We start from the raw sequence: 24,826 nt of genomic DNA, 5'->3' as shown, positions 1-24,826 counted from the left end.
TGGGGTACACGGCATGCGCGTACGGAAGACGATCTCGGCAGCCGTGTCCGCGGCGGCCGCGCTGACGCTGTCCGGCTGTGCCGGATTCCTCGTCCCCGCGGGTGAGGGGGAGCCGGACCCGGAGCGGAGCCCCGCCGGCACGACACGGCCGGCGCGGTCCGAGCCGGAGCCCGGGGCCACGGCGAACGCTCCCGCCCAGGGCGCGCCCACCCCTGGGGCGCCCGCCGGTGACTGCCCCGTCTCCGGGGTGACCGTCGGGATGGGCCCCGTCGAGACGGCGATGTTCCACCGCGCCGTCACGCTCACTCTCACCAACTGCGGGAAGAAGCCCTACCGCGTACACGGCTACCCGTCCGTCCGTGCGCTGGGCGACGACGGCGAGCGCATACCCGTCCCGGTGAACGCCGGGGGATCGATGTTCGGCGACGACGAGGGGCCGGAGGAGGTACTGCTGAAGCCCGGTGCGAGCGTCAGGTCGACGCTGGCCTGGGTCTCCACCAAGGAGGGCGGCGACCTCATCGAGGGCGACGCCCTGGAGATCGCGGCCGCTCCGGACACGGGGGCGCGGGTCTTCCCGCTGGAGGGCCACGACATACGCCTGATGGACGAGCTGAACACGACGGCCTGGCGTGCGGGGCCGCCCGGCTGACCGGCCTTGACCTCAAGCGCACTCGACATATGAGGGTGGTGATCGCGGGCGCACCACAGGGGCGCGCCCGGAGAGGACCGCGCCATGACGCCCGTACAGTTCAACTCCCGTCCTGACCTCACCCGTTCCGGCGTGGGCATCGTCAAGGCCAGTACCTGGGACGCCGGTACCCCCGAGCGGCAGCGAGAGGCGGTCGAAGCCGTCCGTGCGGCCTGGGGCGGTCGCCCCTGGCCGCACCCCGGGCTCCTCTCGTACACCGTGCACACCGGGGAGGACGGGAGGACGCTGTTCCACTACTCGCAGTGGTCCGGCGAGGACGCGTACCAGGAGTTCGCGCGGAGCGGCCGTGACGCACGGAACGCGGAGATCGACGCGGCCGTGCCCGGTATCGAGCGGCTCGGGCCGCAGACCTTCGAGCACTACCGTTCGGGACCCCTGGGCATCAGCACCCGCGAGCCGGGCTGCGTCGTGGTCGTCGACGTCGAGTTCGCGGGACCGGACCCCGCCCGTCAACGGGGCTGGGTGGATGCCGTGTTCGAAGCACTGGGGTCCGAACCGGAGCCGTCACCCGGCGGGATCGCCGCACACTTCCACGTCGGTACGGCGGGGGACCGCGTGCTCAACTACGCCGAGTGGGAGACCGCGCAGGACCACATCGACGCACTCGCGTCCGGTGGCGGAGGCGTCGGGACCCTGACGCCGCAGTGGGAGCGGGTCCAGAATTACCCGGGCATGACAGGCGGCGGCGTGCACCGCTACACCCCCGCGCTCAGCCTCACGGCGGGCCTGTAGCAGAACCGGGCGGCACGGGACGAAATGCGTCTACGCTGGGGCCGCGGCCGAGGACCCGTAGGCACCGGGCCGGCCCCTTGCACACAGCCCGCGCACGCCCCGAGGAGAACCCCCTGATGTCCGCAGAGCGCCCCTCCCTGCCGCCGGTGCGGCTGCACACCGAGGCCGAGCTGGCACGGGACGCGCTGGCGGCCCCGCTGCTCGTCCGCGCCGTCCGGCTGGCACGCTGGGCGGGACCCGGGACCCGGGTGGGCGCCGGCGGTGAACTCGTCGACGCGCAGTTGCCCGAGGCCGCCGAGCACCTCGGGCTCGGCGACGACGAGGACGGCGCGGCCTATGCCAGCGAGGCGTGGCGTCTCGCCGTCGACACGGGGCTCGTCGAGTTCGAGGACCCGCAGGACGCCGACGACGAGGACGGCGACGAGGAAGGCACCGTCACGGTCGGCGAGAACCTGGCCCTGCTGACCTCCGGCTCCCCGCAGGACGTCCTCGCGATCTGGCTCGACGGCCTGGAGGCCGTGCACGCGGACGCCACCGCCCCGGCCTTCGACGACTTCGCCGACCTCATCGGCGAGGACGGCAGTGTCGACTTCGACGCCCTGGACTGGGACCCGGAGGAGGAGGCCGAATTCCTCGACGGGGTGCTCGGCAACCTCTACCTGCTGACCCTCTCGGAGGCCGGGTCCGCCGACGCCCCCGTGCCGCTGCCCGCGCTCGCCGCGTCGATGGTCGTGCCCGAGGACATGGCGGAGCCCACCGACGACGTCCTGGAACAGGTGTCGGAGGTGATGATGCGGCTGGACGACCAGTTCCGGGTCCTCGAACCCATCGGGATCGTCCAGTACCGGCCGGTCGACGAGACGTTGCTGACCGAGGAGGGCGAGGAAGCGACCCCGCCCGTCGACGACGAGGACGTCACCCGCTACGGCATGGTGAAGCTGACCCCGCTCGGTCTCTACGGCATCCGCGAGCGGATGCTGGAGGCCGGCGTCGACGCGCCGGCCGTCGGTGACCTCGCGGACAAGGGGGCCGACGCCCTCCTCGACGGCATCGCGTACTACCCCGAGGAGGCCGCGCGCACCGAGGTCGGTCTGTGGCTAGGCAGGCGCGGGGCGGAGGGCGCGGAGACCGCGGCGGCGGAACTCCTGGACGCGGCGCGCGGCGCCGACCGGCGCGCCCCGCTGCGCAGGCTCCACTGCCAGCAGGCACTCGCCCTCGTCGGGCCTGAGGCCGAGCCCGCGGTGCGTGCGGTACTCGACGATGCCGAGCTCGGCGGGTTGTCACGGGTCTGGCTCGCGGAGCGCGGCGCGACGGATGTGCCGGCGCCTCCGGAGGCGATGATCTTCTGGCTCGCCGTGGACACCATCGCCGCTCAACTGGACGCCGACGGCGACCTGGACGAGCTCCAGGGGCTGGTGGAGGGGCTCTCCGGCCAGCACAGCGGCTTCTTCGACGAGGCGTGGCGGGTGGAGCACCCCGCCACGGCGGAGGTGCTGGAGGCGATGGGCCGCCTCCACAGTGACCGCGGCGCCGCGAAGGCCGCCCGCAAGGCGGCGTACAAGGCGCGGTCCCGGCAGACGGACTGACACACAGGCACTGGGCGGTCACGGGTGACGGTTGCCGGCCGCCGGCCGCCGGCCGCTGGTCATGGGTCGGGGGTGACGGGTCGGGGGTGACGGGTCACGGGACGGGGGTCGCGGCAGAGGCTGCCGCGGCCCCGCCGGTCTCCGGTGGTCTTCCTGATCTTCGCCGTCCGTTCACCGCGCGTCCGGTCGGCCATGGCCCACGGCTGCGAGCATCCGGTTCCCAGTGAACCGATCCGGAGGAACGATGCTCCCGAAGAGAACCTGTGCCGCACTCGCGGTGCTGGCCGTGACTGCGGGCACCCTGGCGGGCGCAGGTGTGGCGAGCGCGGGTCAGCCGCACGGCGGCGACCGCGGCCCCGGGCCGGTGGCCTTCGCACGCGCCGCCACCTACCCGGTGTTCCAGAACCGGCCGGCCGGCGAGGACGAAGCGGCGCAGACGGTCGCGGAGATCTCCGCGACCAGCGAGGACGGCCGCACCCTCGTGTACACCGACGCCGCCGCCAGGCGGATCGGTTTCCTCGACATCAGCGACGCCGGCCGGCCCAAGGGGCTCGGCACGCTCTCCCTGGCCGAGCTGGGCGACGCAGAGGACGAGCCGACCTCGGTGTCGGTCGTCGGCCGGTACGTGCTGGTCGTCGTGAACACCAGCGCGAGCTACGCCCGGCCGTCCGGCCGTCTCGACGTCATCTCGCTGCGCACCCGCGAGCGGGTGGCCAGTCATGACCTGGGCGGGCAGCCCGATTCGATCGCGGTCAGCAAGGACGAGCGGTACGCCGCCGTCGCCATCGAGAACGAGCGCGACGAGGAGGCCACTCCGGCGGGCGGCGAGGAGGGCGACCTCCCGCAGGTGCCCGCCGGATTCGTGCAGATCGTCGACCTCAAGGGCTCCTCGCCCGCCCGGTGGTCCACCCGCGCGGTGCCCCTGACCGGCGCGGACGGCTCCGCGCTTCCCGCGCTGGTGGCCGCCGGGATCACCGAGCCCACCGATCCGGAGCCGGAGTACGTCTCCGTCAACAGCCGTGGTCAGCTCGCCGTGCCCCTCCAGGAGAACAACGGCGTCGTCATGATCGACCTGGCGTCGGGGCGCCTCACCAAGGCGTTCACCGCCGGCACGGCGTCCGTCGAGGGCATCGACACCGTCGAGGACGGCATCGTCGACCAGACCGGGTCCATCACCGACGTGCCGCGCGAACCCGACGCACTCGGCTGGATCGACGACCGCTACCTGGCCACCGCCAACGAGGGCGACTGGAAGGGCGGCACCCGCGGCTGGACCGTCTTCGACAGCCGCACCGGCAAGGTCGTCTGGGACGCCGGCAACAGCTTCGAGCACACCGCGGCGCGCCACGGCCTGCTGAACGACGACCGCTCGGAGAACAAGGGCACCGAGCCCGAAGGGCTGGCGATCGCCACGTACGGCGGTGTGCGCTATGCCTTCGTCGGCTCCGAGCGCAGCAACTTCGTCGCCGTCTACGACGTCAGCAGGCCCACCCGGCCGGTCTTCCAACAGGTGCTGCCGGCCACCAACAGCCCCGAGGGCCTGCTGCCGATCCCCTCACGCGGACTGCTCGCGGTCTCCAGCGAGGAGGACGACGCCGAGGCCGGCGTGCGCGCCTCGGTCAGCCTGTTCCGACTCGGCAAGGGCACGCCCTCCCACCCCTCGCTCGTCTCGGCCTCCGACTCCACGGGGACCCCCATCGGCTGGGGCGCGCTCGGCGCCCTGTCGGCCGTGCCGGGGCGCGCCGACGAGCTGTACACCGTCACCGACGCCGCGTACTCCACCACCCGCATCCTCACGATCGACGCGGACCGCGAGCCCGCCGTCATCAAGCGTGAGCTGACCGTCAGGGACGCCGCGGGCGAACCCGTCGGTTACGACGCCGAAGGAATCCACGCCCGCCCGCAGGGCGGCTTCTGGCTCGCTGTCGAGGGGAAGACGGGTGCCGGCAACCAACTGGTCCGCCTGGACCGTCACGGCGTCACCCGGCAGGTCGTCCCGGTCCCGTCCGACGTCGCCGCAGGGCTCGGCGCGCAGGGCTTCGAAGGTGTCACCGCCACCACGGACCGCGACGGCCGCGAGATCGTCTGGGCGACGCTCCAGCGCGCGGTCGGTACCGACCCGGCCGGCGTGGTCCGGCTCGGCCGCTACGACGTCCGGGCCGGTACCTGGAGCTGGTACGGCTACCGGCTCGGCACCACCACCGCACCCGGCGACTGGATCGGCCTGTCGGAGATCACCGTGGTGGGGGACGAGCTCGCCGTCATCGAGCGCGACAAGCTGAACGGCCCGGCCGCCAGGGTCAAGAGGATCTACACGGTCGGCCTGCCCAGGACCGCCGCCCCGCGAGGCGCGCTCACCGTGCTCCCGAAGACCCTCGCCCACGACGTGCTGCCCGACCTGAGGGCCACCAGGGGCTGGACGCAGGAGAAGCTGGAAGGCCTCACCGTGGCCGGCAACGGCCGCGTGTACGCCGTCACCGACAACGACGGCCTGGACGACTCCACGGGGGAGACGGTCTTCCTCGACCTGGGAACCGCCCGGAAGGTCTTCGGCCGCGACTGAGCCATGCCGCCACCCGGGCGGGAACGCCCGGACCACGGCCGCCTCCACCGCCCGCGGTGCGGGCGGCCGTGTCGCGTCCAGCCCTTGCCGGACCAGTCGTTTCCGGCCCGTCGTGGCTGAATGTGGTCTGCTTTTCGGGCTGGTTCGTCCCGAACCGTGGGCCGGGTTGAGATGAAGGCCCCCGGCGCGCCGGGTGGTGTTCAGCTGGAGTTGGTGCGGGAGAGGGAACGTGATCGCGCCAACCACTCGGTCGTGTTCACCAGGAGTCCGCGATGTCCTTCACCCGCAGGGAATTCACCAGATCGTCCGCTCTCACCGGCGCGGGCATCGCCCTCACCGGCGCCGTGGGCGCCCTGGCGACCGCACCCGGCGCGCTGGCCGCCGACGACGCACGGCACGACCGGGGCGACGGGCACCACGGGCACGGGCACGGCAAGGAGCCGGGCTACGGTCCGCTGATCGACGACCCGAAGGGCGTTCTCGCGCTGCCCGCCGGATTCTCGTACCGGATCGTCACGCACAGCGGTGTCACCAAGCTCGAGAGCGGCGAGTTCACCCCCTCCAACCATGACGGCACGGCCGCCTTCGAAGGCTCCCGAGGCGTCACCCTCCTGGTCAACAACCACGAGCTGAGCGGCACCCGGGCCGGCTGGGAGTACCCCGTCCCGCTCATCGAGGGCCTCGTCTACGACCCGGTCGCGGCCGGCGGCTGCACGGTCGTGGAGACCCGCCGCGACGGCCGCACCGCCGAGTGGGTCGGCATCGCGGGTACGTCGACCAACTGCGCGGGCGGCAGCACGGAGTGGGGCACCTGGCTCACCTGCGAGGAGACCGAGGACAGGGCCGGCAAGAACGGCCTCCTCAAGGACCACGGCTACGTCTTCGAGGTCGACCCGTACGACAGGCGCGCCAACCGCGACCCGCGCCCCGTCAAGGCCTTCGGCCGCTTCGCCCACGAGGCCGTCGTCATCGACCCCAGGCGCGGACACGCCTACCTGACCGAGGACGCGTCCGGCCCCAACGGCCTGCTCTACCGCTGGGTCCCGCCGCACGGCTTCAAGCACGGCCGGGGCAAGCTGCGGACCCTCGCCGACGACGCCGGTGTCCTCCAGGCCACCAAGTGCTTCGACCGTAAGGGCGCGTTCGTCGACGACCTGTCCCGCGCCACGGAGATCGGCACCGTCTACGGGGTGGACTGGGTCGACGTACCCGACCGGGACGCGAGGACCGTCTCCGTGCGCAAGCAGTTCACCGACGGCGAGGTCACCCGCGCCCGCAAGCTCGAGGGCATGTGGTGGGGCGACGGCGGTGCCTACTTCGTCTCCTCGTACGCCCGGGGGGAGAGCCCGGTGGCACACGACGGCCAGGTCTGGTTCTACGACCCCAAGCGCCGCACGATCACCCTCAAGGTGCTCCTCGGTGTCAACCCGGACCCGTCCGTCGACGGCGCCTTCGACGGACCGGACAACATCACCGTGTCCCCGTACGGCGGCATCGTGATCTCCGAGGACGGCAACGGGATCCAGCACCTCTTCGGCGCCACCGACAGCGGCCGCACCTACCCGATCGCACGCAACGACCTCAACGCCGGCACGGAGGACGACCCCTCCTACAGCGAGATCGCCGGGGTCACCTTCTCCCCGGACGGCAAGACGCTGTTCGCCAACATCCAGAACCCCGGCATCATGCTCGCCATCACCGGGCCGTGGAAGCGCCAGCCGGACAGGCGTGAGCGCGGCGGTGACGTCGCGCAGGGGTGAGCCCCGGCGGAGGTCCGGCCTCCCGGAGGCCATCGGCGACCTGGACGGGGCCGGTCCGTACGGGTGGTGCCGCGCACCGGCGCCCGCGACGACGCCCTGCGTCGAAGCCCGGACACCGCGCGCACCGGTGCCGCACCGCCGCGCGCGACCGGCTGCCGCGTGTCACCGCCCGTCGCGCGTGCTGCGGCGATGTGACCGCGGCATCGCGCCGACGGTGCGCGTCCTCACCTGGAACCTCGTCGGCCGCCGGGCCGGCCGCGCGTCGTCGGGAGGCTCGAACCGCCACACCTTCGGGGGTCTTTCCGGTGTGATGTTCCGCATGGTGCCCGCTGCCGGAAGCGCCCGGAAGCGCGGACCGGCCCTGGAACCGCTGATTACGAATGCGGCACTACTGCCCGCTCCGGGGCGGTCGGGCATGGCGTCGGGCGCTTACAGGGCGCATACTCGACCGTAATGAAACAGTCAGCCGGTTCCCGGCGTCACCTGCCTTCCAGTCCCTTCAACCGCCCGGCCCAGGCGGCCCCACCGGTCGAATGCTTCGATGTGGGCGACAGGGTGTCGCACGACCAGTTCGGACTCGGCCGAGTCCTTGCTGTCGAGGGCGACAACGACGCAGTGCTCATCGATTTCTCGGGGCGACAGGGGAGGATCCTGAGCCCGTATTCCAAGCTGACCAAGCTCTGAGAGGGCGGACGAGCACGCACCGCGTCCCACCGGAGACTCTCCGGATCCGGGGCACCTGAAGGGGAAACCCGTCGGGTGCCCCGGAAGCCGTTCCGGGGCCGGTGGCGGCGCTACAGGGCCTTCGAGGCGGGCTTGACCATGCCTCGGACGGTCCGCGACTTCACGAATTCGCCCATTCCGGTCATTTCCCACTCGCCGGAGAACTGCTTGATCAGCTTGGCCATCATCACGCCGGTCTGCGGCTCCGCGCCGGTCAGGTCGAAGCGGACCAGCTCCTCGCCGGTGGCCGCGTCGATCAGCCGGCAGTAGGCCTTCGCGACCTCGGTGAACTTCTGCCCGGTGAAGGAGTTGACCGTGAAGACCAGGCCCGTCGCGTCCGGGGGGATGCGGCCGAGGTCCACGACGATCACCTCGTCGTCGCCCGCGCCCTCGCCCGTGAGGTTGTCGCCGGAGTGCTTGATCGCGCCGTTCAGGATGGAGAGCTTGCCGAAGTAGCAGCTGTCCAGGTGGTTGCGGTTGGGGCCGTAGGCGATCACCGAGGCGTCGAGGTCGATGTCCTTGCCGCGGAACGCGGGCTCCCAGCCGAGGCCCATCTTGACCTGCGAGAGCAGCGGCTTGCCGCCCTTGACCAGGGACACGGTCTGGTTCTTCTGGAGGCTGACCTTCCCCTTGTCGAGGTTGATCTTGCCCGAGCCCGCGGGTGCGGGCGGCGCGGGCGGCGTGGGCGGTGCCGCGGGGGCCGGCGGGGCGATCCGGGGATCCACGGGTGCGGCTGCCGGCGGTGCCACGGGTGCGGCCGCGGGAGCGGGCGCCGCCGCGGCGGGCTCCTCCACCGAGACGCCGAAGTCCGTGGCGATGCCGGCCAGTCCGTTCGCGTAGCCCTGGCCGACCGCGCGGGCCTTCCAGGCGCCGTTGCGCAGGTAGATCTCGATGACCACCAGCGCCGTCTCGCCGCCCAGCTGCGGCGGCGTGAAGGTGGCGAGCGCGCTGCCGTCGTCCGCGTTGCGCACGGTGGCGGTGGGCTCCACGCCCTGGAAGGTCTGTCCCGCGGCGTCAGGGCTCGCTGTGACGACGATCTTCTCGATGCCCGGCGGCACGGCCGTGGTGTCCACCACGATCGCGTCGGGCGCGGACCCGCCGCCCGAGCGGTAGGTCACGCCGGGGCCCGAGGGCTGGTTGTAGAAGATGAAGTCGTCGTCGGAGCGCACCTTGCCGTCGGCGGTGAGCAGCAGGCCCGAGACGTCGAGCCGCACGGGTGCGGCGACGTCCACCGCCACGCGGGCGGCGGAGAGAGGGATGTTCGAGCCGGGGGTCATTGCGGTCATGCACGGGGTAACGAACGACCCGGCTTTGCCGTTCCCTTACCTTCGCGGGCTTGCTCCGTACGGCTCAGCGCCCGCCCCGGGCACGGTTGCGGGGGTGCTCGCGGGCCGTGCGCTCGTTGCCGTGCCTGTACGCGCCCGTCCAGCGGGCCATGACGAGCTGGGCGTCGCCCGACGTCACCTCCGCGAGGAACTTCTCCGCACGGCCGCCGCGCAGGGTGCCCGCGGGACGTCCGTGATGGGTGAGCGTGACGCTCTCGTCGCCGTGCCGCTCGTACTGGAATCCGGAAGGTTTCGGCATGGCCGTATCGTGCCCGACCCGAGGCTGCGAGTCGTGTGATTTACCGGTCGGACCACTCCTCGGCCGTCACTCGGGCGCACGGTCCTCCGGGGCGGTGGCCGGCTGTCTCCGGGGCGTCCGGCCGCCGCGTGCCCGCAGGGCGAGGCACCCCCCGGCGGTCAGCCCGAGCACCGCGATCGCTCCGCCCGAGAGGCGCCGGGCCCCGGCCGCGCCGAGAGCGGCCACCAGCGGCCCTCCCGTACCGGCCGGTACGGCGACGAGCGCACGGCGCGCCCCACGGCCTGGAGCACGGGTACCTCCCACACGTCGTGAAACCGGTCATCACGACTCCGCCCCGGGGACCGGCGGGTGAGTTGGTGCTTTCCTCCCGGCATAACGGCCACGGGCGGGCGAGGCCCGGTCCCGTGCCGGTCCCGGTCCCGTGCCGGTCCCGCGCCCGTGCCGGTCCCGCGCCCGTGCCGGTCCCGGAACCGCCTCGTCCGACGGGCCGGCCGCGGTGACGGCACGGGATCCGTACGCGCGGCAGTCGCGACGCCCGGGTGCCGCGTCAGCGGACGACGTCGAAGACGTTCTTCTGGAGGCCGTTGGCGTAGGCCTCGTGCTCGACGAGCTCCAGCTTCTGGGTGTCCTTGTCCGTGGTGCTGAAGAGTCGCTTGCCCGCTCCGAGGAGGAGGGGGAAGACGAGCAGGTGATAGCGGTCGACGAGGCCGGCGTCGGACAGGTTCTGGTTGAGGGTGGCGCTGCCGTGGACGATGATCGGGCCGCCCTCGGTCTCCTTCAGCGCGGCGACGTCGTCCAGTGAGCGCAGGATGGTGGTCTCGCCCCAGTTCCGCACCAGGTCGTGCTCGTCGAGCGTGGTGGAGACGACGTACTTCGGCATCGGTTTGTAGTCGGCGAAGTCCTCCATGTCGGGCCACACCTGACTGAAGGCCTGGTAACTGGTGCGGCCCAGCAGCATCGCGGTGGCCTCCTTCTGCTCCCGGCCCTTGATCTCGAAGGCCTCGGGGAGGAAGTCGACGTCCTTGAACGTCCATCCGGAGTTCCGGTAACCGGGCTCCCCGCCCGGGCCCTCGACGACGCCGTCGAGCGAGATGAAGGCGGTGCTGATCAGAGTGCGCATCGTGTGTTCCCCGTGTTCCGTGTCCCGATACCGGCGGTTTCGGTCGGTGCATGCTACGACCGTTCTCGCGGCCGTGGTGAGCCGATCGTGGTTATGACCGAAGAGCACGGGGAAACTCATCGGCCGTCGCTCGTTCCGCTCCCGGCGGCCCCGGCCCTCCCCTGCGGGAGCGGCCCGGCCTCCCCCGGAAACGCGGCGGTTCCGCGAGCGGATCCCGGCCGGGGACCGGGCTCAGTGGGGCCAGATCGGGGGGTCCGTGACGAAGTGGCCGCCGAGGTGGGCGTGGTCGGGATTCTCCGGGTCCAGCTCGCCGTGCTCGGCGACGAGCTTGTCCGCGTACTGCTCGGAGTCGTCCTGCGGGTCGTAGCCGAGGGACCTGGCGGTCGTCAGGTCCCACCACAGCCGGGTGTTGTCGGAGGATCCGTAGACCACGGTGTGCCCGACGTCCTCGGCGGTGAGGGCCGCGTGGAAGAGGCGCGCCCCGTCGCCGGGACTCATCCAGACGGACAGCATCCGCACCGACGTCGGCTCCATGAAGCAGGAGCCGATGCGCACGGAGACGGTCTCCACACCGTGCTTGTCGAAGTAGAACTGGGCGAGGTCCTCACCGAACGACTTCGACAGGCCGTAGAAGGTGTCGGGGCGCCGTGGGGTGTCGACCGGGATCAGCGGGTCCCCGTCGAGCGGGCGCGGGGTGTAGCCGATGGCGTGGTTGGAGGAGGCGAACACGATGCGCCCGACGCCCTCCTCGCGCGCCGCCTCGTAGAGGTTGTACGTGCCCTCGATGTTGGACCGCAGGATCTTGTCGAACGAGGATTCGAGCGAGATGCCCGCGAGGTGGATGACGGCGTCGACGCCGCGCACGGCTTCCCGCAGCGCGGCCTTGTCGCCGAGGTCGGCGGTGACGGCGTCGGGTTCGCCCTCGATGGGAGTGACGTCGAGGAGCCGGAGGTCGTAGCCGTAGGCGGGAAGCAGCCCTCGCATCAGGGTGCCTAGGCCGCCGGCGGCGCCGGTGAGAAGGACGGTGCGGGGAGCTGGCATACGGGATCTCCTCGGTGCGGGCGCAGGGCGCGGGCGCGGCGTGCGCGGACGGTGCGGTGCTGTGCTGCGGGGGCCGGACGTGTGCGCGGACGGTGGGTTGCTGCGGGGGCCGGACGTACGGACAGCAAGGTACGCGTGGGCACGCAGATGTCACACAACCGCACGGATACGTCAAATCCGTGGACGGCATTCACAAGCGTGGACAAGCTAAGAAGTTGCGGCGGATCACGTCAAGTGTCGACCGCGGCCGACCGGTCGGCCCCGGGTCGGGTGTTCGCGTCTTGACCGGCGCCGCGGGACTGCCTTAGCGTGTCAGCGTTCAGAAATATGGACACCGATCATAATTGTGCACGCCTGAATCTGCTCAGGGAGCGCCCGTGACCTCAGCCCCCCTTGCCGCCCGACTCACCGATGTCGCCGGGCCGCTCTTCTTCCCCGTCACCGCCTACGGGCCGGACGGCGCCGTCGACCTCGACGTCTTCCGCGCGCACGTGCGCAAGGGTGTCGACGCCGGCGCGGCAGCCGTCTTCGCCTGCTGCGGCACCGGCGAATTCCACGCACTGGCCCCGGAGGAGTACCGGCTCGTCGTCCAGGCGGCGGTCGAGGAGACCGCCGGAGCGGTGCCCGTCGTCGCCGGTGCCGGCTACGGCACGGCTCTCGCGGTCCAGTACGCGAAGCTCGCCGAGGAGGCGGGAGCGGACGGGCTCCTCGCCATGCCGCCCTACCTCGTCGTCGCCGGCCAGGAGGGACTGCTGGCCCACTACGCGGCCCTCGCCGCCGCCACCTCCCTGGATACGGTCGTCTACCAGCGGGACAACGCCGTATTCACCCCGGAGACCGTCGTCGCGCTGGCCCGGACCCCCGGGATCATCGGCTTCAAGGACGGCTACGGCGACCTGGACCTGATGCAGCGCATCGTCAGCGCCGTGCGCACCGGGCTGCCCGGAGAGGACTTCCTCTACTTCAACGGGCTGCCCACCGCCGAGCTCACCGGACTCGCCTACCGGGGCGTGGGCGTCACGCTCTACTCCTCGGCCGTCTTCGCCTTCGCCCCCGACATCGCCCTCGCCTTCTACCGGGCCCTGGAGTCCGGCGACGACGACGTGGTGAACGCACTGCTCGACCACTTCTACCGGCCGCTCGTCGAGCTGCGGGCCAAGGGCCGCGGCTACGCGGTGTCGCTCGTGAAGGCCGCGGTCCGGCTGGAGGGCCTGGACGTCGGCCCGGTGCGCACCCCGCTCACCGAGCCGTCGGACGCGCACATCGAGGAGCTGACCGCGATCATCGCGAACGGCCGCGCGCTGCTGGAGAAGTACCGCGCGGGGGAGGGGAAGTGAAGGCCTCCGCCTTCCTGTACCCCTGGGACGTCGTGGGGGACCCGGAGGCCGCCGCCCGCCTGGCCGGTCTCGGCGTCCAGCAGGTGACGCTCGCCTCCGCCTACCACTCCACCCGCGCCCTGACCCCGCGCCACCCCGGCCGCCGGATCGTCACCGCCGAACACGCGGCGGTGCTCTATCCCCCGGACGCCGCCCGCTGGACGGGGCGCGGACTGCGCCCCTACGCCCAGTCCTGGGTGGCGGGGGAGGATCCATACGGCGAGGCGGCCGAGGCCCTGGCTGACGCCGGTCTCCAGGTGCACTCCTGGGTGGTCCTCGCGCACAACTCCCGTCTGGGCGCGGAGCATCCGGGGACGTCCGTGGTCAACGCCTACGGCGACCGCTACCCCTGGGCGCCGTGCATCGCGCAGCCGGCCGTCCACGCCTACCTGGTGGACCTGGCGGCGGAGGCGGCCGTGCGCCCCGGGGCGAAGGGCACCGAGCTGGAGTCGTGCGGCTGGTACGGCTTCGCCCATCTGCACGCCCACGACAAGACCTCCGGGGTCGGCCTCGGGGACGCGGCGCAGTACCTGATGTCCCTCTGCTTCTGCGCCGACTGCCGGGCCGGCTACGCCTCCGTCGGCCTGGACGCCGAGGAGTTGCGCGCCGCCGTGCGCAGCTCCCTGGAACCGGTCTGGGCCGGACCGGGATCCGGCGAGCAGGGCTGGGAAGGCGTGGAGAAACTCCTCGGCGCCGGCCTCGCCGAGGCCACCCTGCGGTGGCGCGGCCAGGTCGCCAGAGGCCTACAGGAGGCCTCCGTCGCCGCCGTACGGGCCGCCGCGCCGGGGCCGGACTTCCAGGTCCTCCTGCACGCCGACCCCGCCCCCCACCGCACCGGCGCCAACGTGGGGACGGACCCGTCCCACATCCTGTCCACGGCGGACGGTGTCGTGCTGCCCTGCACCGGCGGTGACGCGGCACGCGAAGCCGTACTCGGGCCGTTCGCGGGTCTGTCCGGCGTGCTGGCGGCGAACTTCAACGTGGTGAGCGGTATGGGCGGCAGCCCCGGCACGCTGGAGCGGGACGCCGCGCACGCGGCCTCGCTCGGCGCGAACGAACTGCGCCTCTACCACGCGGGCCTGGCGTCCGGGCCCGACCTGGGTGCCGTCACGAAGGCCCTCTCGGCGGTCCGCGGCGGCTGATCCCGGCGCGTCCCTCCCGTAACCGCAGGTCCCCGGCGTGCAGCCGGGGGCCTGCGGCGTTTCCGCTCCCGGTGTGCCGGGCCCGCCGGGAGGGACCTGCGGGAGGGTCCCCGGAGTACCCGGGTTCCGTTTTCGCGGAACTTCTTTTGCCAGAAGCGTTGACGAAACATTCTCACCGCTCTAGCTTCATCGCGTCGTACTTCGTACGTCATATATGAGACGCGATACGCGAGATGCGAGAGCTCTTCACCCATGACCTTTGCGCCTGCCCCGATTCCGTCCAGGACCCAGTACGTGCTGGAGGCGATCAAGCACGCCATCCTCACCGCACAGCTGACACCAGGGCAGGCGCTCGTCGAGACCGAACTCGCCGCGCAGTTCGGGGTGTCGAAGACCCCCGTGCGTGAGGCGCTGAAGACGCTCGCCGGCACCGGGCTGGTCGTCATGAGCCAGTACAAGGGTGCCACCGTGCGGCTCGTCGACGCGGCCATGGCCCGGGAGGTGTACGACGTACGCCTGCTCCTCGAGCCGGAGGCGCTGCGCCGCTCCATCACCCGCAAGAGCTCGCTGGAAGCGGCCCAGGAGGCCCTGGAGCGCTCCGACTCGGCGATCGACAAGGCGGACAGGTCGCTCGCCAACCGGGACTTCCACCGGGCCCTCTACCTGCCCTGCGGCAACCCGCTGCTCGCCCGGATGCTCGACGAGGTCCGCGACCAGGCCGCACTCGTGTCGACCGTGGCCTGGTCGGCGATCCCGTCCTGGGAGCGCGAGGCGGCCGAGCACCGCGAGATCCTGCGGCTCGCCCTCGCCGACGACGCGGAAGCCGCCGCAGGGGCTCTCCACGACCACATCGCATCCTTCGTAGGCCGCGCCTTCCCCGACGACGAAGACGGGGGTGACACGGCGTGAAACACCAGCTGGACATGACTCACCAGCACCTCGACGAAAGGCCAGTCCGCATGGACCTCTCCCCGCTGAAGGCGGCCCTCGCAGACGTTGTGGCGATCCCGGTCACCCCGTTCGCCGAGGACGGAAGCATCGACGTCCCGGCCCACCGCGCCCTGCTGCGACGGCTCCTCGACGGCGGTGTCCGCATCGTCACCCCGAACGGCAACACCGGTGAGTTCTACGCGCTCACCCCCGACGAGCGGCGCACCGTCACCGAGCTCACCATCGAGGAGGCGGGCGGCAGGGCCACCGTCCTGGTGGGGGTCGGCCACGACGTGCCGACCGCCGTGGCCGCCGCCGAGCACGCCAGGGACGCCGGGGCCGAGATGGTGATGGTGCACCAGCCGGTGCACCCCTACGTCTCGCAGGAAGGCTGGATCGACTACCACCGGGCCATCGCCGAGGCCGTCCCGGAGCTCGGTGTCGTCCCCTACATCCGCAACCCGCTGCTCGCCGGTGAGCGTCTCACCGAGCTCGCCGACAGCTGCCCCAACGTCATCGGCGTGAAGTACGCCGTCCCGGACGTCGCCCGCTTCGGCGCGTTCGCCCGCGACGCCGGCCTGGAGCGCTTCGTGTGGGTCGCCGGGCTCGCGGAGCTGTACGCCCCCTCCTACTTCGCGACCGGCGCAACCGGTTTCACCTCAGGACTCGTCAACGTCGCGCCCGGTGTCTCACTCGCCATGCTGGAGGCGCTGCGAGCCGGCGACTACCTCGCGGCGATGAAGGTCTGGGAGCAGATCCGCCGCTTCGAGGACCTGCGCGCCGACCGGCAGTCCGCCAACAACGTGACGGTCGTCAAGGAGGCCCTGGCCTCGCTCGGGCTCTGCCGCCGCGACGTACGCGCACCGAGCCGGGCGCTGCCCGAGGACCAGCGAGCCGAGGTCGCCGGTCTGGTCGCGGGGTGGACCGTATGAGCGACGACGGCACGGCGGGCCGCCGCATAGCCCCCGAGGAGCTGCGCAGCCACCAGTGGTACGGCACGGACGGGCTCCGCTCGTTCAGCCACCGCGCCCGCACCCGGCAGCTCGGCTACCTCCCCGAGGAGCACCTGGGCAAGCCGGTCATCGCGATCCTCAACACCTGGTCCGACATCAACCCCTGCCACGTCCACCTGCGTGAACGCGCGCAGGCGGTCAAGCGGGGTGTCTGGCAGGCGGGCGGCTTCCCGCTCGAATTCCCGGTCTCCACGCTCTCGGAGACCTTCCAGAAGCCCACCCCGATGCTCTACCGCAACATGCTGGCGATGGAGACGGAGGAGCTGCTGCGCTCCTACCCCGTCGACGGCACCGTGCTGCTGGGCGGCTGCGACAAGTCCACGCCGGCGCTGCTGATGGGCGCCGCGTCCGTGGACCTGCCGACGGTCTTCGTGCCCGCCGGACCCATGCTGCCGGGACACTGGCGCAACGAGGTCCTGGGCTCCGGCACGGACATGTGGAAGTACTGGGACGACAAGCGGGCCGGCCTGATCGGCGACTGCGAGATGGCCGAGCTGGAGAACGGGCTCGCCCGCTCTCCCGGCCACTGCATGACGATGGGCACCGCCTCGACCCTGACGGCCGCCGCCGAGGCGCTGGGCGTCACGGTGCCGGGTGCCTCGTCCATCCCGGCCGTGGACTCCGGTCACGACCGGATGGCGGCACAGTCCGGGATCCGCATCGTCGAACTGGTGTGGCAGCAGCTGAAGCTGTCGCGGATCCTCACGGCGGACGCCTACGAGGACGCGGTCGCCACGGTCCTGGCGCTCGGCGGCTCCACCAACGCCGTCATCCACCTGATCGCGATGGCGGGCCGCTCCGGGGTGAAGCTCACCCTGGACGACTTCGACCGTATCGCCCGCACCGTGCCCGTCCTCGCCAACCTCCGCCCCGGCGGGAAATACCTGATGGAGGACTTCCACTTCGCCGGAGGACTGCCCGGATTCCTGGCGCAGCTCACCGACGTGCTCCACCTCGACCGGCCCACCGTCACGCACGGCACCATGCGCGAACAGCTCGACGGCGCGCTCGTCCACAACACCGACGTCATCCGGGAGCGTGAGAACCCGCTGGCCGAGGAGGGCGGGGTGGCGGTCCTGCGCGGCAACCTCTGCCCGGACGGCGCGGTCATCAAGCACATCGCCGCCGAGCCGCACCTGCTGCGCCACACCGGTCCCGCCGTCGTCTTCGACGACTACAAGGAGATGCAGCGCACCATCAACGACCCGGCCCTGGCCCTCACCCCGGACCACGTGCTGGTGCTCCGCAACGCCGGCCCCAAGGGCGGCCCCGGCATGCCGGAGTACGGCATGCTGCCGATCCCGGACTACCTGCTGAAGCAGGGCGTACGGGACATGGTGCGGCTCTCCGACGCCCGCATGAGCGGCACCAGTTACGGCGCGTGCGTCCTGCACATCGCACCCGAGTCCTTCGTCGGCGGGCCGCTCGCCCTGGTCCGCACCGGTGACCTGATCACGCTGGACGTGGAGGCGCGGCTCCTCCACCTCGACGTGTCCGACGAGGAGCTGGAACTCCGCAGGTCCGAGTGGACCGAGCCGCCCGCACGTTACGGGCGCGGCTACGGGGCGCTCTACCAGGACCAGATCACCCAGGCCGACACCGGCTGCGACTTCACGTTCCTGGCCCGCCAGGGAGAGGTGCCCGACCCGTACGCGGGCTGAACCGGGCGACAGACATTCCGCGCACCGCCTCGTCCGGAGTACCGAACGGCATGCGGTAAGCGCTTGCACCATGCACCGAAAGCACGGCACATCCAGCACTTTCCAGAGATCGGAGACGCGTCATGGCCCAATCCGCAGCCGTGGCCACACCGCCCCCCAAGGGGAAGGCGTCCAAGCGCCGCTCGGCCACACCCCGCCGCCTGCCGTATCTGCTGATCGCGCCGGCGGGCCTGCTGATGCTGGGCTTCATCGCCTACCCGGTGATCAGCGTCTTCTACTACAGCCTGCAGAACTACAACGTCACCAAGCCGTGGCGGAACGGCTTCGCCGGCTTCGACAACTTCATCAAGATCTTCACCGAGGACGAGCTGTTCTGGCCGTCGCTCGGCTTCAGCGCCCAGTGGGTCATCGTCCAGGTGACCCTGCAGCTCGCGCTCGGTCTCGCACTCGCGCTCATCGTCAACCAGACCTTCATCGGCCGCGGCATATCCCGCGCCATGGTCTTCTCGCCCTGGGCCGTCTCCGGTGTGCTGACCAGCACCATCTGGATCCTGCTCTACAACTCCTCGACCGGCTTCAGCCGCTACCTCGCGGACGCCGGGATCGGTGAGTACGGCACCTCGGTCCTCTCCGACACCGGCACCGTCTTCTGGGCGGCGACCGTCGCGGAACTCTGGCGCGGAGTCCCCTTCTTCGCCATCCTCATCCTCGCCGACCTGCAGTCCGTGTCCAAGGAGCTCTACGAGGCGGCCTCGGTGGACGGCGCGGGCCGGATGCGGCAGTTCTTCCACATCACCCTCCCGCACCTGCGCGACGCGATCATCCTGGCCACCCTCCTGCGCGGGGTCTGGGAGTTCAACAACGTCGACCTGCTCTACACCCTCACCGGCGGCGGGCCCGCCGGTGAGACCACCACCTTGCCCCTCTACGTCGCCAACACAGGCATCGAGGGCCACGACTTCGGATACGCGTCCGCGCTCACCACCGTCGCCTTCGTGATCCTCCTCTTCTGCTCGATCGTCTATCTGCGCCTGAGCAAGTTCGGAGGCGACAACAAGTGACTGCCGCACTCGTGGAGAAGAAGGACGCCCGCACGCCGGGAACGTCCCGGGGGAACTCCACCCCGCCGCCCTCCTCGCACCGCCGCACCAAGCGCGAGCGTGCCTTCGACGACGTACCGCGCTGGCAGATCTATCTGCCGCTCGGCATCTACCTCCTCTTCACCCTCATCCCGTTCTACTGGATGTTCCTCTTCGCCGTACGGCCCGCCGGCTCCACCTCGCTGGTGCCCTGGCCGATGACGGGGGCCCACTTCTCCAAGGTCTGGAACGAGCGCAGCTTCGCCGTCTTCTTCCAGAACAGCATGCTCGTCGGCGTCGCGACGCTCATCGCCACGACCCTGGTCGCGCTGGCCGGCGGCTACGCCCTGGCCCGGTTCAACTTCAAGATCAAGGGCGCCTTCATGCTGGCGCTGCTCTGCTCGCAGTTCATCCCGGGCGCCCTGATGCTCGTGCCGCTCTTCGAGATCTTCAAGAACCTCCAGATGATCAACTCCCTCGGGAGCGTCGTCATCGCGGAGACCGTCTTCCAGCTGCCCCTGTCGATCATCCTGATCAGCGGCTTCATCAAGAACGTCCCGATCTCCCTGGAGGAGGCCGCCTGGGTGGACGGCTGCTCGCGCTTCAAGGCGTTCCGCACCGTCGTCCTGCCCCTGCTGCGCCCCGGGCTGATCGCGGTCGGGTCGTTCGCCTTCGTCCACAGCTGGAACCACTTCCTGTTCGCCCTGATGTTCCTCAGCGAACAGGACAAGCAGACGATCCCGGTCGGCCTCAACACCCTGATCGGCGCCGACAGCGTCGACCTGGGGGCGCTGGCCGCCGGCGGTGTCATCGCCGCCGTGCCCGTGGTGATCGTCTTCGCCTTCATCCAGAAGTGGCTCATCACCGGCTTCAGCGCCGGCGCCGTGAAGGGATGACGCACATGACCTGGAAGCTCCGCCCCCGTACCGCGCGCCGCGCCGCCGCCGCGTTCGCCCTGCTGCTGGGCAGCCTGGCCCTACAGCCGGGCGCCCAGGCGGCCACCACGGCACCGGAGACGGCGCCGGAAGCCTCCTCACCCGGCCGGGACCTCGGCCGGGAGGTGCTCGCCGACAACGACGGCTGGGCCGCGGAAGGCACGGGAACGACCGGCGGCTCGGCCGCCGACGAGGAACACGTCCTCACCGTGCGCAACCGGGCCCAGCTCGCCGCGGCGCTCGACGGAGGCAGTTCCGTCCCCAAGATCATCCGTGTGGCGGGCACGATCGACGCCAACACCGACGACCGGGGACGGCGGCTGGACTGCGCCGACTACGCCACCGACGGCTACGGCCTGGACGCGTACCTGGCAGCCTACGACCCCCGCACGTGGGGCGGGGCCAAGCCGGCCGGACCGCAGGAGGACGCCCGCAAGGCGTCCGCCGCCCGCCAGGCCGAACGCGTCGAACTGCTCGTCGGGTCGAACACCACGATCGTCGGTCTCGGCACCGGCGCCGTGCTCAAGGGCGCGAGCCTCCAGGTCAAGGACGCCGACAACGTCATCATCCGCAATCTCGAACTCCGCGACGCCTACGACTGCTTCCCCGCCTGGCAGCCGAACACCGGTGGTCTCGGCGACTGGAAGACCGCCTACGACACGCTGTGGCTGCGCGGCGCCACCCACGTCTGGGTCGACCACGTCACGGCGAGCGACAAGGGCCACCCGGACGACCGCGAGCCCACCTACTTCGGGCGCAACTACCTGCGCCACGACGGGCTGCTCGACATCACCAACGGATCCGACCTCGTCACCGTCTCGTGGAGCCGGTTCGCCGACCACGACAAGGCGATGCTCATCGGCAACGGAGACGGCGTGACCACCGACCGGGGCAAGCTCCGCGTCACCCTGCACCACAACGAGTTCAACTCCGTCGTGCAGCGTGCTCCACGGGTCCGCTTCGGCCAGGTCCACCTCTACAACAACCGTTACGTCATCCCCGAGGACGGTGACCACCGCTACTCCCTGGGCGTCTCCACCGAGTCCCGGATCGTCGCCGAGAACAACGCGTTCGAGGCCCCGGGGCACGTCGAGGCCGCCGACCTGCTGAAGAGCTGGAACGGCAGCGCCCTCACCCAGCGCGGCACGGTGTTCAACGGCTTCCCGGTCGACCTGGTCTCCATCTACAACGCCTACAACTCGGGCAGCGAGACCGATCTCGCCACCGACACCGGCTGGACACCCGCCCTGCACGGCCCCGTCGACAGCGCCGAACGCGCCGCCGCCGACGTGGCCCGCGGAGCCGGAGCGGGGAGGGCGGCCCGATGAGTGCGACCACCCCCGTACCCCTCGTCCTGGCCGGCGCCCGCGGCCACGGCCGCTGGCACCTCGCCAACATCCGCCGGCTCCAGCACCAGGGCCTCGTCAGGCTGGCGGGGGTCTGCGAGCTGAACCCGCTGACCGACGAAGAACTCGACATGTTCGCCGGGGAGATGCCCGAGCAGTCCGCCGACTTCGGTGCCCTCCTGGACTCCACCGGCGCGCGGGCCGCGGTCATCTGCACGCCCATCCCGACGCACACCACCCTGGCCCTGACCGCGGCGGCCCGGGGCGTCCACCTCCTCCTGGAGAAGCCGCCCGCCGCGACCTGGGACGACTACGCCCGCATGGCCGACGGGGTACGGGAGGCGGGCATCGCCTGCCAGATCGGCTTCCAGTCCTTCGGCTCGCACGCCGTGCCCGCCATCAAGGACCTCGTACGCTCCGGGGCGATCGGCACCGTCCGGGGCATCGGCGCCGCCGGTGCCTGGGTCCGCGACGACGCCTACTTCCGGCGGGCCCCCTGGGCGGGGCGCCGCAGGATGGGCGGGACCGACGTGGTCGACGGGGTGCTCACCAACCCGCTGGCGCACGCCGTCGCCACCGCACTCGAACTCTCCGGCCGGGGAACGGCCGAGGACGTGGCGTCCATCGAGACCGAGCTGTTCCGGGCCCACGACATCGAGTCCGACGACACCAGCTGCGTCCGGGTCACCACCACCGACGGGCTTCCGGTGACCGTCGCGGTCACCCTCTGCGCGGAGGAGGCCGGCGAGCCGTACGTCATCGTCCACGGCGACCGCGGCCGCATCACCTTCTGGTACAAGCAGGACCGGGTCCTCGTCCAGCGCGCCGGGCACGGCCCCGAGGAGGCCGTGCACGGACGGACCGACCTCCTGGAGAACCTCGTCGACCACCTGGAACACGGCACGGCGCTCATCGTGCCGCCGGAGCAGACCGGCGCGTTCATGCGGGTCCTCGAGGCCGTACGCACCGCCCCCGAGCCCACCGCGCTGCCCGCCACGGTCTGGCACACCCGGCCCGCCGACAAGGGCGACGGAGTGCGGCGCATCGTGCGCGGCATCGACGGCACCGTCGCCGCCGCGGCCGACACCCTCACCCTCTTCTCCGAACTAGGCGCCTCCTGGGCGCGACCCAGCGAGGTGAGCACACCATGACCACCGCACTCCTCAGCTGCGCCGGACGCCCCGTCGGGCGCTACAGCTACCGGCCCGGGACGGACAGCCGGCCCTACCTGCACCCCGTCACCACCCTCGCGGGCACCCCCGTCACCGAGGAGCGCCCGGCCGACCACATCCACCACCTGGGTGCCTCCGTCGCGGTGCCCGACGTGGCCGGACACAACTTCTGGGGCGGCCGCACCTTCGTACGCGACCAGGGCCCCACCGAGCTCGACAACCACGGGACGCAGCGCCACCTCGGCTGGAAGCTCCGCGACCCGGACGGCTTCGTGGAGGAGCTCAGCTGGGAGGCCGGCGGCACCGAGCTGCTGCGCGAGCACCGCACCGTCGCCGCGAGCGAACTCTCCGACACCGCCTGGGCGCTGGACTTCTCCTTCTCCCTCACCAACCGCGGCGCCACGGACCTCTCCATCGGCAGCCCCGCCACCAACGGCCGCCCAGGCGCCGGATACGGCGGCTTCTTCTGGCGCGCCCCCAAGGAGAGCGCGGCGCCCGCCGTGTTCAGCGGAACGCTCGACGGCGAGCAGGCCGTGCACGGCAAGGCCGCCGACTGGCTGGCGCTCGTCGGGGACGGCTGGACGCTCGTCTTCGCCGGCGCGACCGACGAGACCCGGCGCGACCCGTGGTTCGTCCGGACCACCGAATACCCGGGGGTCGGCTCCTCACTCGCCGCGGACCGCCGGCTCCCCGTCCCGGCGGGGGCCACCGTCGTGCGCCGCGTCGTCACCGTCGTCGCCGACGGACGCCTCGACCGGGACGCCGCGGCCGCCCACGTCCGCAAGGCGGTCGCCGCATGACGATGCCCTGGAGGGCCGACCTCGGGGACGGCACCTACCGCAACCCGGTCCTGAACGCCGACTGGTCCGACCCGGACGTCGTGCGCGTCGGCGACGACCACTACCTCACGGCGTCCAGCTTCGGCCGCGCCCCCGGACTGCCCCTGCTCCACTCCCGCGACCTCGTCAACTGGACGCTCGTCGGCCACGCCCTCGACCGTCCCGGACCGGACGCCGACTTCGCCGTGCCCCGCCACGACTGCGGGGTCTGGGCGCCCTCGCTGCGCCACCACGCCGGACGCTTCTGGATCTTCTGGGGGGACCCCGACCACGGCATCCACCAGATCAACGCCGAGGACATCCGCGGCCCCTGGAGCACCCCGCACCTCGTCAAGGCGGGCAAGGGCCTGATCGACGCGTGCCCGCTGTGGGACGAGGAGACCGGCGAGGCCTACCTGGTGCACGCCTGGGCGAAGTCCCGCTCCGGCATCAAGAACCGGCTCACCGGCCACCGGATGAGCCCCGACGGCCGTGAGCTCCTCGACGAGGGCACGACCCTCGTCGACGCCGACACGATCCCGGGCTGGTTCACCCTGGAAGGCCCCAAGGTCTACCGGCACGACGGCTACTTCTGGATCTTCGCCCCCGCCGGGGGAGTGGAGACCGGCTGGCAGGGCGCGTTCCGCTCCCGCGCCTTCGCCGGTCCGTACGAGGAGCGGGTCGTCCTCGCGCAGGGCAGCACCGAGGTCAACGGCCCGCACCAGGGCGGCTGGGTCCGGACCGCCGCCGGTGAGGACTGGTTCCTGCACTTCCAGGCCCGCGGAGCGTACGGCCGCGTGGTCCACCTCCAGCCGATGCGCTGGGACGAAGAGGGATGGCCGGTCATCGGCGACGAGGGCGAACCCGTCCTCACGCACCGCCGCCCCGAGGCCCCGGAGCAGCCGGCCAGGGCACCGGCCTCCAGCGACGACTTCCCCGGCGGGCGGTACGGCCGGCAGTGGCAGTGGACGGCCAACCCGCGGCCCGGCTGGACCGTCGGGCACGGCGGCGACGGCCTGCGCCTCAGCTGCGTACGGACCGCGTACGCGCACGACCTGCGCGCCCTGCCCAACGTCCTGGTGCAGCGTCTGCCCGCCGAGGAGTTCACCGTCGAGGTCGGCATCACCCTGGACTCCCGCGAACCGGGGGCCAAGGCCGGGCTCGCCGTGCTCGGGGACGCCTTCTCGTGGATCGGCCTGGAGAACGGGACCGACGGGACGGCCCGGCTCGTCCACCGGTACGCCGAATCCGTCGCCGAGCACGAGCGGGACGCCGAACACCCCCGCCCCGCGCCCGGCGCCGCCGTCCGCGTCCGTATCGACGTCACCCGGGGAGCCCGCTGCCGCTTCTCCGCCGACACCGGCGACGGGGCCGGCTTCCGGGCGTCGGGCCAGGTCTTCGCCGCCACCCCCTGGCGCTGGGTCGGCGCGCTGCTGGGCCTCTTCGCCACCGCACCCACCGGTGACACGCCGTCCGGAACAGCAGGCTTCACCGCATTCCGCACCACCGGAAGACCTCGCACCACCTGACCCCGCA

The 24,826-nt window shown here is 71.8% G+C and carries 22 protein-coding genes; 17 read left to right on the top strand and 5 right to left on the bottom strand.

The window, feature by feature from the left end:
• Window positions 1-13: 13 nt before the first annotated feature.
• The 6 genes from HED23_RS24380 (at window position 14) to HED23_RS24355 (ending at window position 8,034) form a co-directional block, all read left to right on the top strand.
• The gene (locus HED23_RS24380; protein WP_203185522.1) at window positions 14-649 is read left to right on the top strand and encodes a DUF4232 domain-containing protein; all 636 of its coding nucleotides are present in this window, start codon (window positions 14-16) and stop codon (window positions 647-649) included.
• An 84-nt stretch (window positions 650-733) separates the two neighbouring features.
• Window positions 734-1,441 carry an antibiotic biosynthesis monooxygenase gene (locus tag HED23_RS24375; RefSeq protein ID WP_203185521.1) on the top strand — a complete coding sequence of 236 codons (708 nt, stop codon included), beginning with the start codon at window positions 734-736 and terminating at the stop codon, window positions 1,439-1,441.
• Window positions 1,442-1,557: 116 nt separating this feature from the next.
• Window positions 1,558-3,027 (top strand): hypothetical protein, encoded by a 1,470-nt coding sequence (locus tag HED23_RS24370; protein ID WP_203185520.1) that lies wholly within the window; start codon window positions 1,558-1,560, stop codon window positions 3,025-3,027.
• 244 nt (window positions 3,028-3,271) lie between these two features.
• The gene (locus tag HED23_RS24365) at window positions 3,272-5,590 is read left to right on the top strand and encodes an esterase-like activity of phytase family protein (protein WP_203185519.1); all 2,319 of its coding nucleotides are present in this window, start codon (window positions 3,272-3,274) and stop codon (window positions 5,588-5,590) included.
• Window positions 5,591-5,862: 272 nt separating this feature from the next.
• Complete coding sequence (locus HED23_RS24360) at window positions 5,863-7,350, top strand: alkaline phosphatase PhoX (RefSeq protein ID WP_203185518.1); 1,488 nt, start codon at window positions 5,863-5,865, stop codon at window positions 7,348-7,350.
• A gap of 453 nt (window positions 7,351-7,803) precedes the next feature.
• The gene (locus tag HED23_RS24355; RefSeq protein WP_014156926.1) at window positions 7,804-8,034 is read left to right on the top strand and encodes a hypothetical protein; all 231 of its coding nucleotides are present in this window, start codon (window positions 7,804-7,806) and stop codon (window positions 8,032-8,034) included.
• A 110-nt stretch (window positions 8,035-8,144) separates the two neighbouring features.
• Here the strand turns inward: HED23_RS24355 and HED23_RS24350 are convergent, their stop codons facing one another.
• From HED23_RS24350 to HED23_RS24330, 5 genes are all read right to left on the bottom strand, one after another.
• Complete coding sequence (locus HED23_RS24350) at window positions 8,145-9,359, bottom strand: TerD family protein (protein ID WP_203185517.1); 1,215 nt, start codon at window positions 9,357-9,359, stop codon at window positions 8,145-8,147.
• 64 nt (window positions 9,360-9,423) lie between these two features.
• A complete protein-coding gene (locus HED23_RS24345; protein ID WP_203185516.1) occupies window positions 9,424-9,657 on the bottom strand; it encodes a hypothetical protein in 234 nt (77 codons plus the stop codon).
• 66 nt (window positions 9,658-9,723) lie between these two features.
• Complete coding sequence (locus HED23_RS24340; protein WP_203185515.1) at window positions 9,724-9,882, bottom strand: hypothetical protein; 159 nt, start codon at window positions 9,880-9,882, stop codon at window positions 9,724-9,726.
• Window positions 9,883-10,204: 322 nt separating this feature from the next.
• Window positions 10,205-10,777, bottom strand: a complete 573-nt coding sequence (locus HED23_RS24335) for a dihydrofolate reductase family protein (protein WP_203185514.1) — start codon at window positions 10,775-10,777, stop codon at window positions 10,205-10,207.
• Between the two features lie 231 nt (window positions 10,778-11,008).
• A complete protein-coding gene (locus tag HED23_RS24330; RefSeq protein WP_203185513.1) occupies window positions 11,009-11,818 on the bottom strand; it encodes an NAD-dependent epimerase/dehydratase family protein in 810 nt (269 codons plus the stop codon).
• 377 nt (window positions 11,819-12,195) lie between these two features.
• Here HED23_RS24330 and HED23_RS24325 point away from each other — a divergent pair, with 377 nt between their 5' ends.
• The 11 genes from HED23_RS24325 (at window position 12,196) to HED23_RS24275 (ending at window position 24,819) form a co-directional block, all read left to right on the top strand.
• Window positions 12,196-13,155 carry a 5-dehydro-4-deoxyglucarate dehydratase gene (locus HED23_RS24325; protein ID WP_203185512.1) on the top strand — a complete coding sequence of 320 codons (960 nt, stop codon included), beginning with the start codon at window positions 12,196-12,198 and terminating at the stop codon, window positions 13,153-13,155.
• Window positions 13,152-14,336 carry a hypothetical protein gene (locus HED23_RS24320; protein WP_203185511.1) on the top strand — a complete coding sequence of 395 codons (1,185 nt, stop codon included), beginning with the start codon at window positions 13,152-13,154 and terminating at the stop codon, window positions 14,334-14,336. Before HED23_RS24325 ends, HED23_RS24320 begins: the two co-directional genes overlap by 4 nt.
• Window positions 14,337-14,588: 252 nt before the next feature.
• Complete coding sequence (locus HED23_RS24315; protein WP_203185510.1) at window positions 14,589-15,245, top strand: GntR family transcriptional regulator; 657 nt, start codon at window positions 14,589-14,591, stop codon at window positions 15,243-15,245.
• A gap of 50 nt (window positions 15,246-15,295) precedes the next feature.
• A complete protein-coding gene (locus HED23_RS24310) occupies window positions 15,296-16,198 on the top strand; it encodes a dihydrodipicolinate synthase family protein (protein WP_203187614.1) in 903 nt (300 codons plus the stop codon).
• Complete coding sequence (araD, locus tag HED23_RS24305) at window positions 16,195-17,940, top strand: L-arabinonate dehydratase (protein ID WP_203185509.1); 1,746 nt, start codon at window positions 16,195-16,197, stop codon at window positions 17,938-17,940. Before HED23_RS24310 ends, araD begins: the two co-directional genes overlap by 4 nt.
• Before the next feature lie 122 nt (window positions 17,941-18,062).
• Entirely contained in the window at window positions 18,063-19,001 is a 939-nt protein-coding gene (locus tag HED23_RS24300; protein ID WP_203185508.1) for a carbohydrate ABC transporter permease, read from the top strand.
• Window positions 18,998-19,915, top strand: coding sequence for a carbohydrate ABC transporter permease (locus HED23_RS24295; protein ID WP_203185507.1), 918 nt, complete (start codon window positions 18,998-19,000; stop codon window positions 19,913-19,915). The genes HED23_RS24300 and HED23_RS24295 overlap by 4 nt, the downstream gene beginning before the upstream one ends.
• A gap of 5 nt (window positions 19,916-19,920) precedes the next feature.
• The gene (locus HED23_RS24290; protein ID WP_203185506.1) at window positions 19,921-21,282 is read left to right on the top strand and encodes a pectate lyase family protein; all 1,362 of its coding nucleotides are present in this window, start codon (window positions 19,921-19,923) and stop codon (window positions 21,280-21,282) included.
• On the top strand, window positions 21,279-22,451 hold the full coding sequence (locus HED23_RS24285) for a Gfo/Idh/MocA family protein (RefSeq protein ID WP_203185505.1): 1,173 nt from the start codon (window positions 21,279-21,281) through the stop codon (window positions 22,449-22,451). Before HED23_RS24290 ends, HED23_RS24285 begins: the two co-directional genes overlap by 4 nt.
• Window positions 22,448-23,272 carry a PmoA family protein gene (locus tag HED23_RS24280; protein WP_203185504.1) on the top strand — a complete coding sequence of 275 codons (825 nt, stop codon included), beginning with the start codon at window positions 22,448-22,450 and terminating at the stop codon, window positions 23,270-23,272. Before HED23_RS24285 ends, HED23_RS24280 begins: the two co-directional genes overlap by 4 nt.
• A complete protein-coding gene (locus HED23_RS24275) occupies window positions 23,269-24,819 on the top strand; it encodes a glycoside hydrolase 43 family protein (protein WP_203185503.1) in 1,551 nt (516 codons plus the stop codon). Before HED23_RS24280 ends, HED23_RS24275 begins: the two co-directional genes overlap by 4 nt.
• Window positions 24,820-24,826 lie beyond the last annotated feature (7 nt).

This window comes from Streptomyces pratensis (assembly GCF_016804005.1).
In the GTDB taxonomy this organism is placed as follows: domain Bacteria; phylum Actinomycetota; class Actinomycetes; order Streptomycetales; family Streptomycetaceae; genus Streptomyces; species Streptomyces pratensis_A.
The sequence above is the reverse complement of the archived record's forward strand: the minus strand, read 5'-3'. Positions and strand labels throughout refer to the sequence as shown.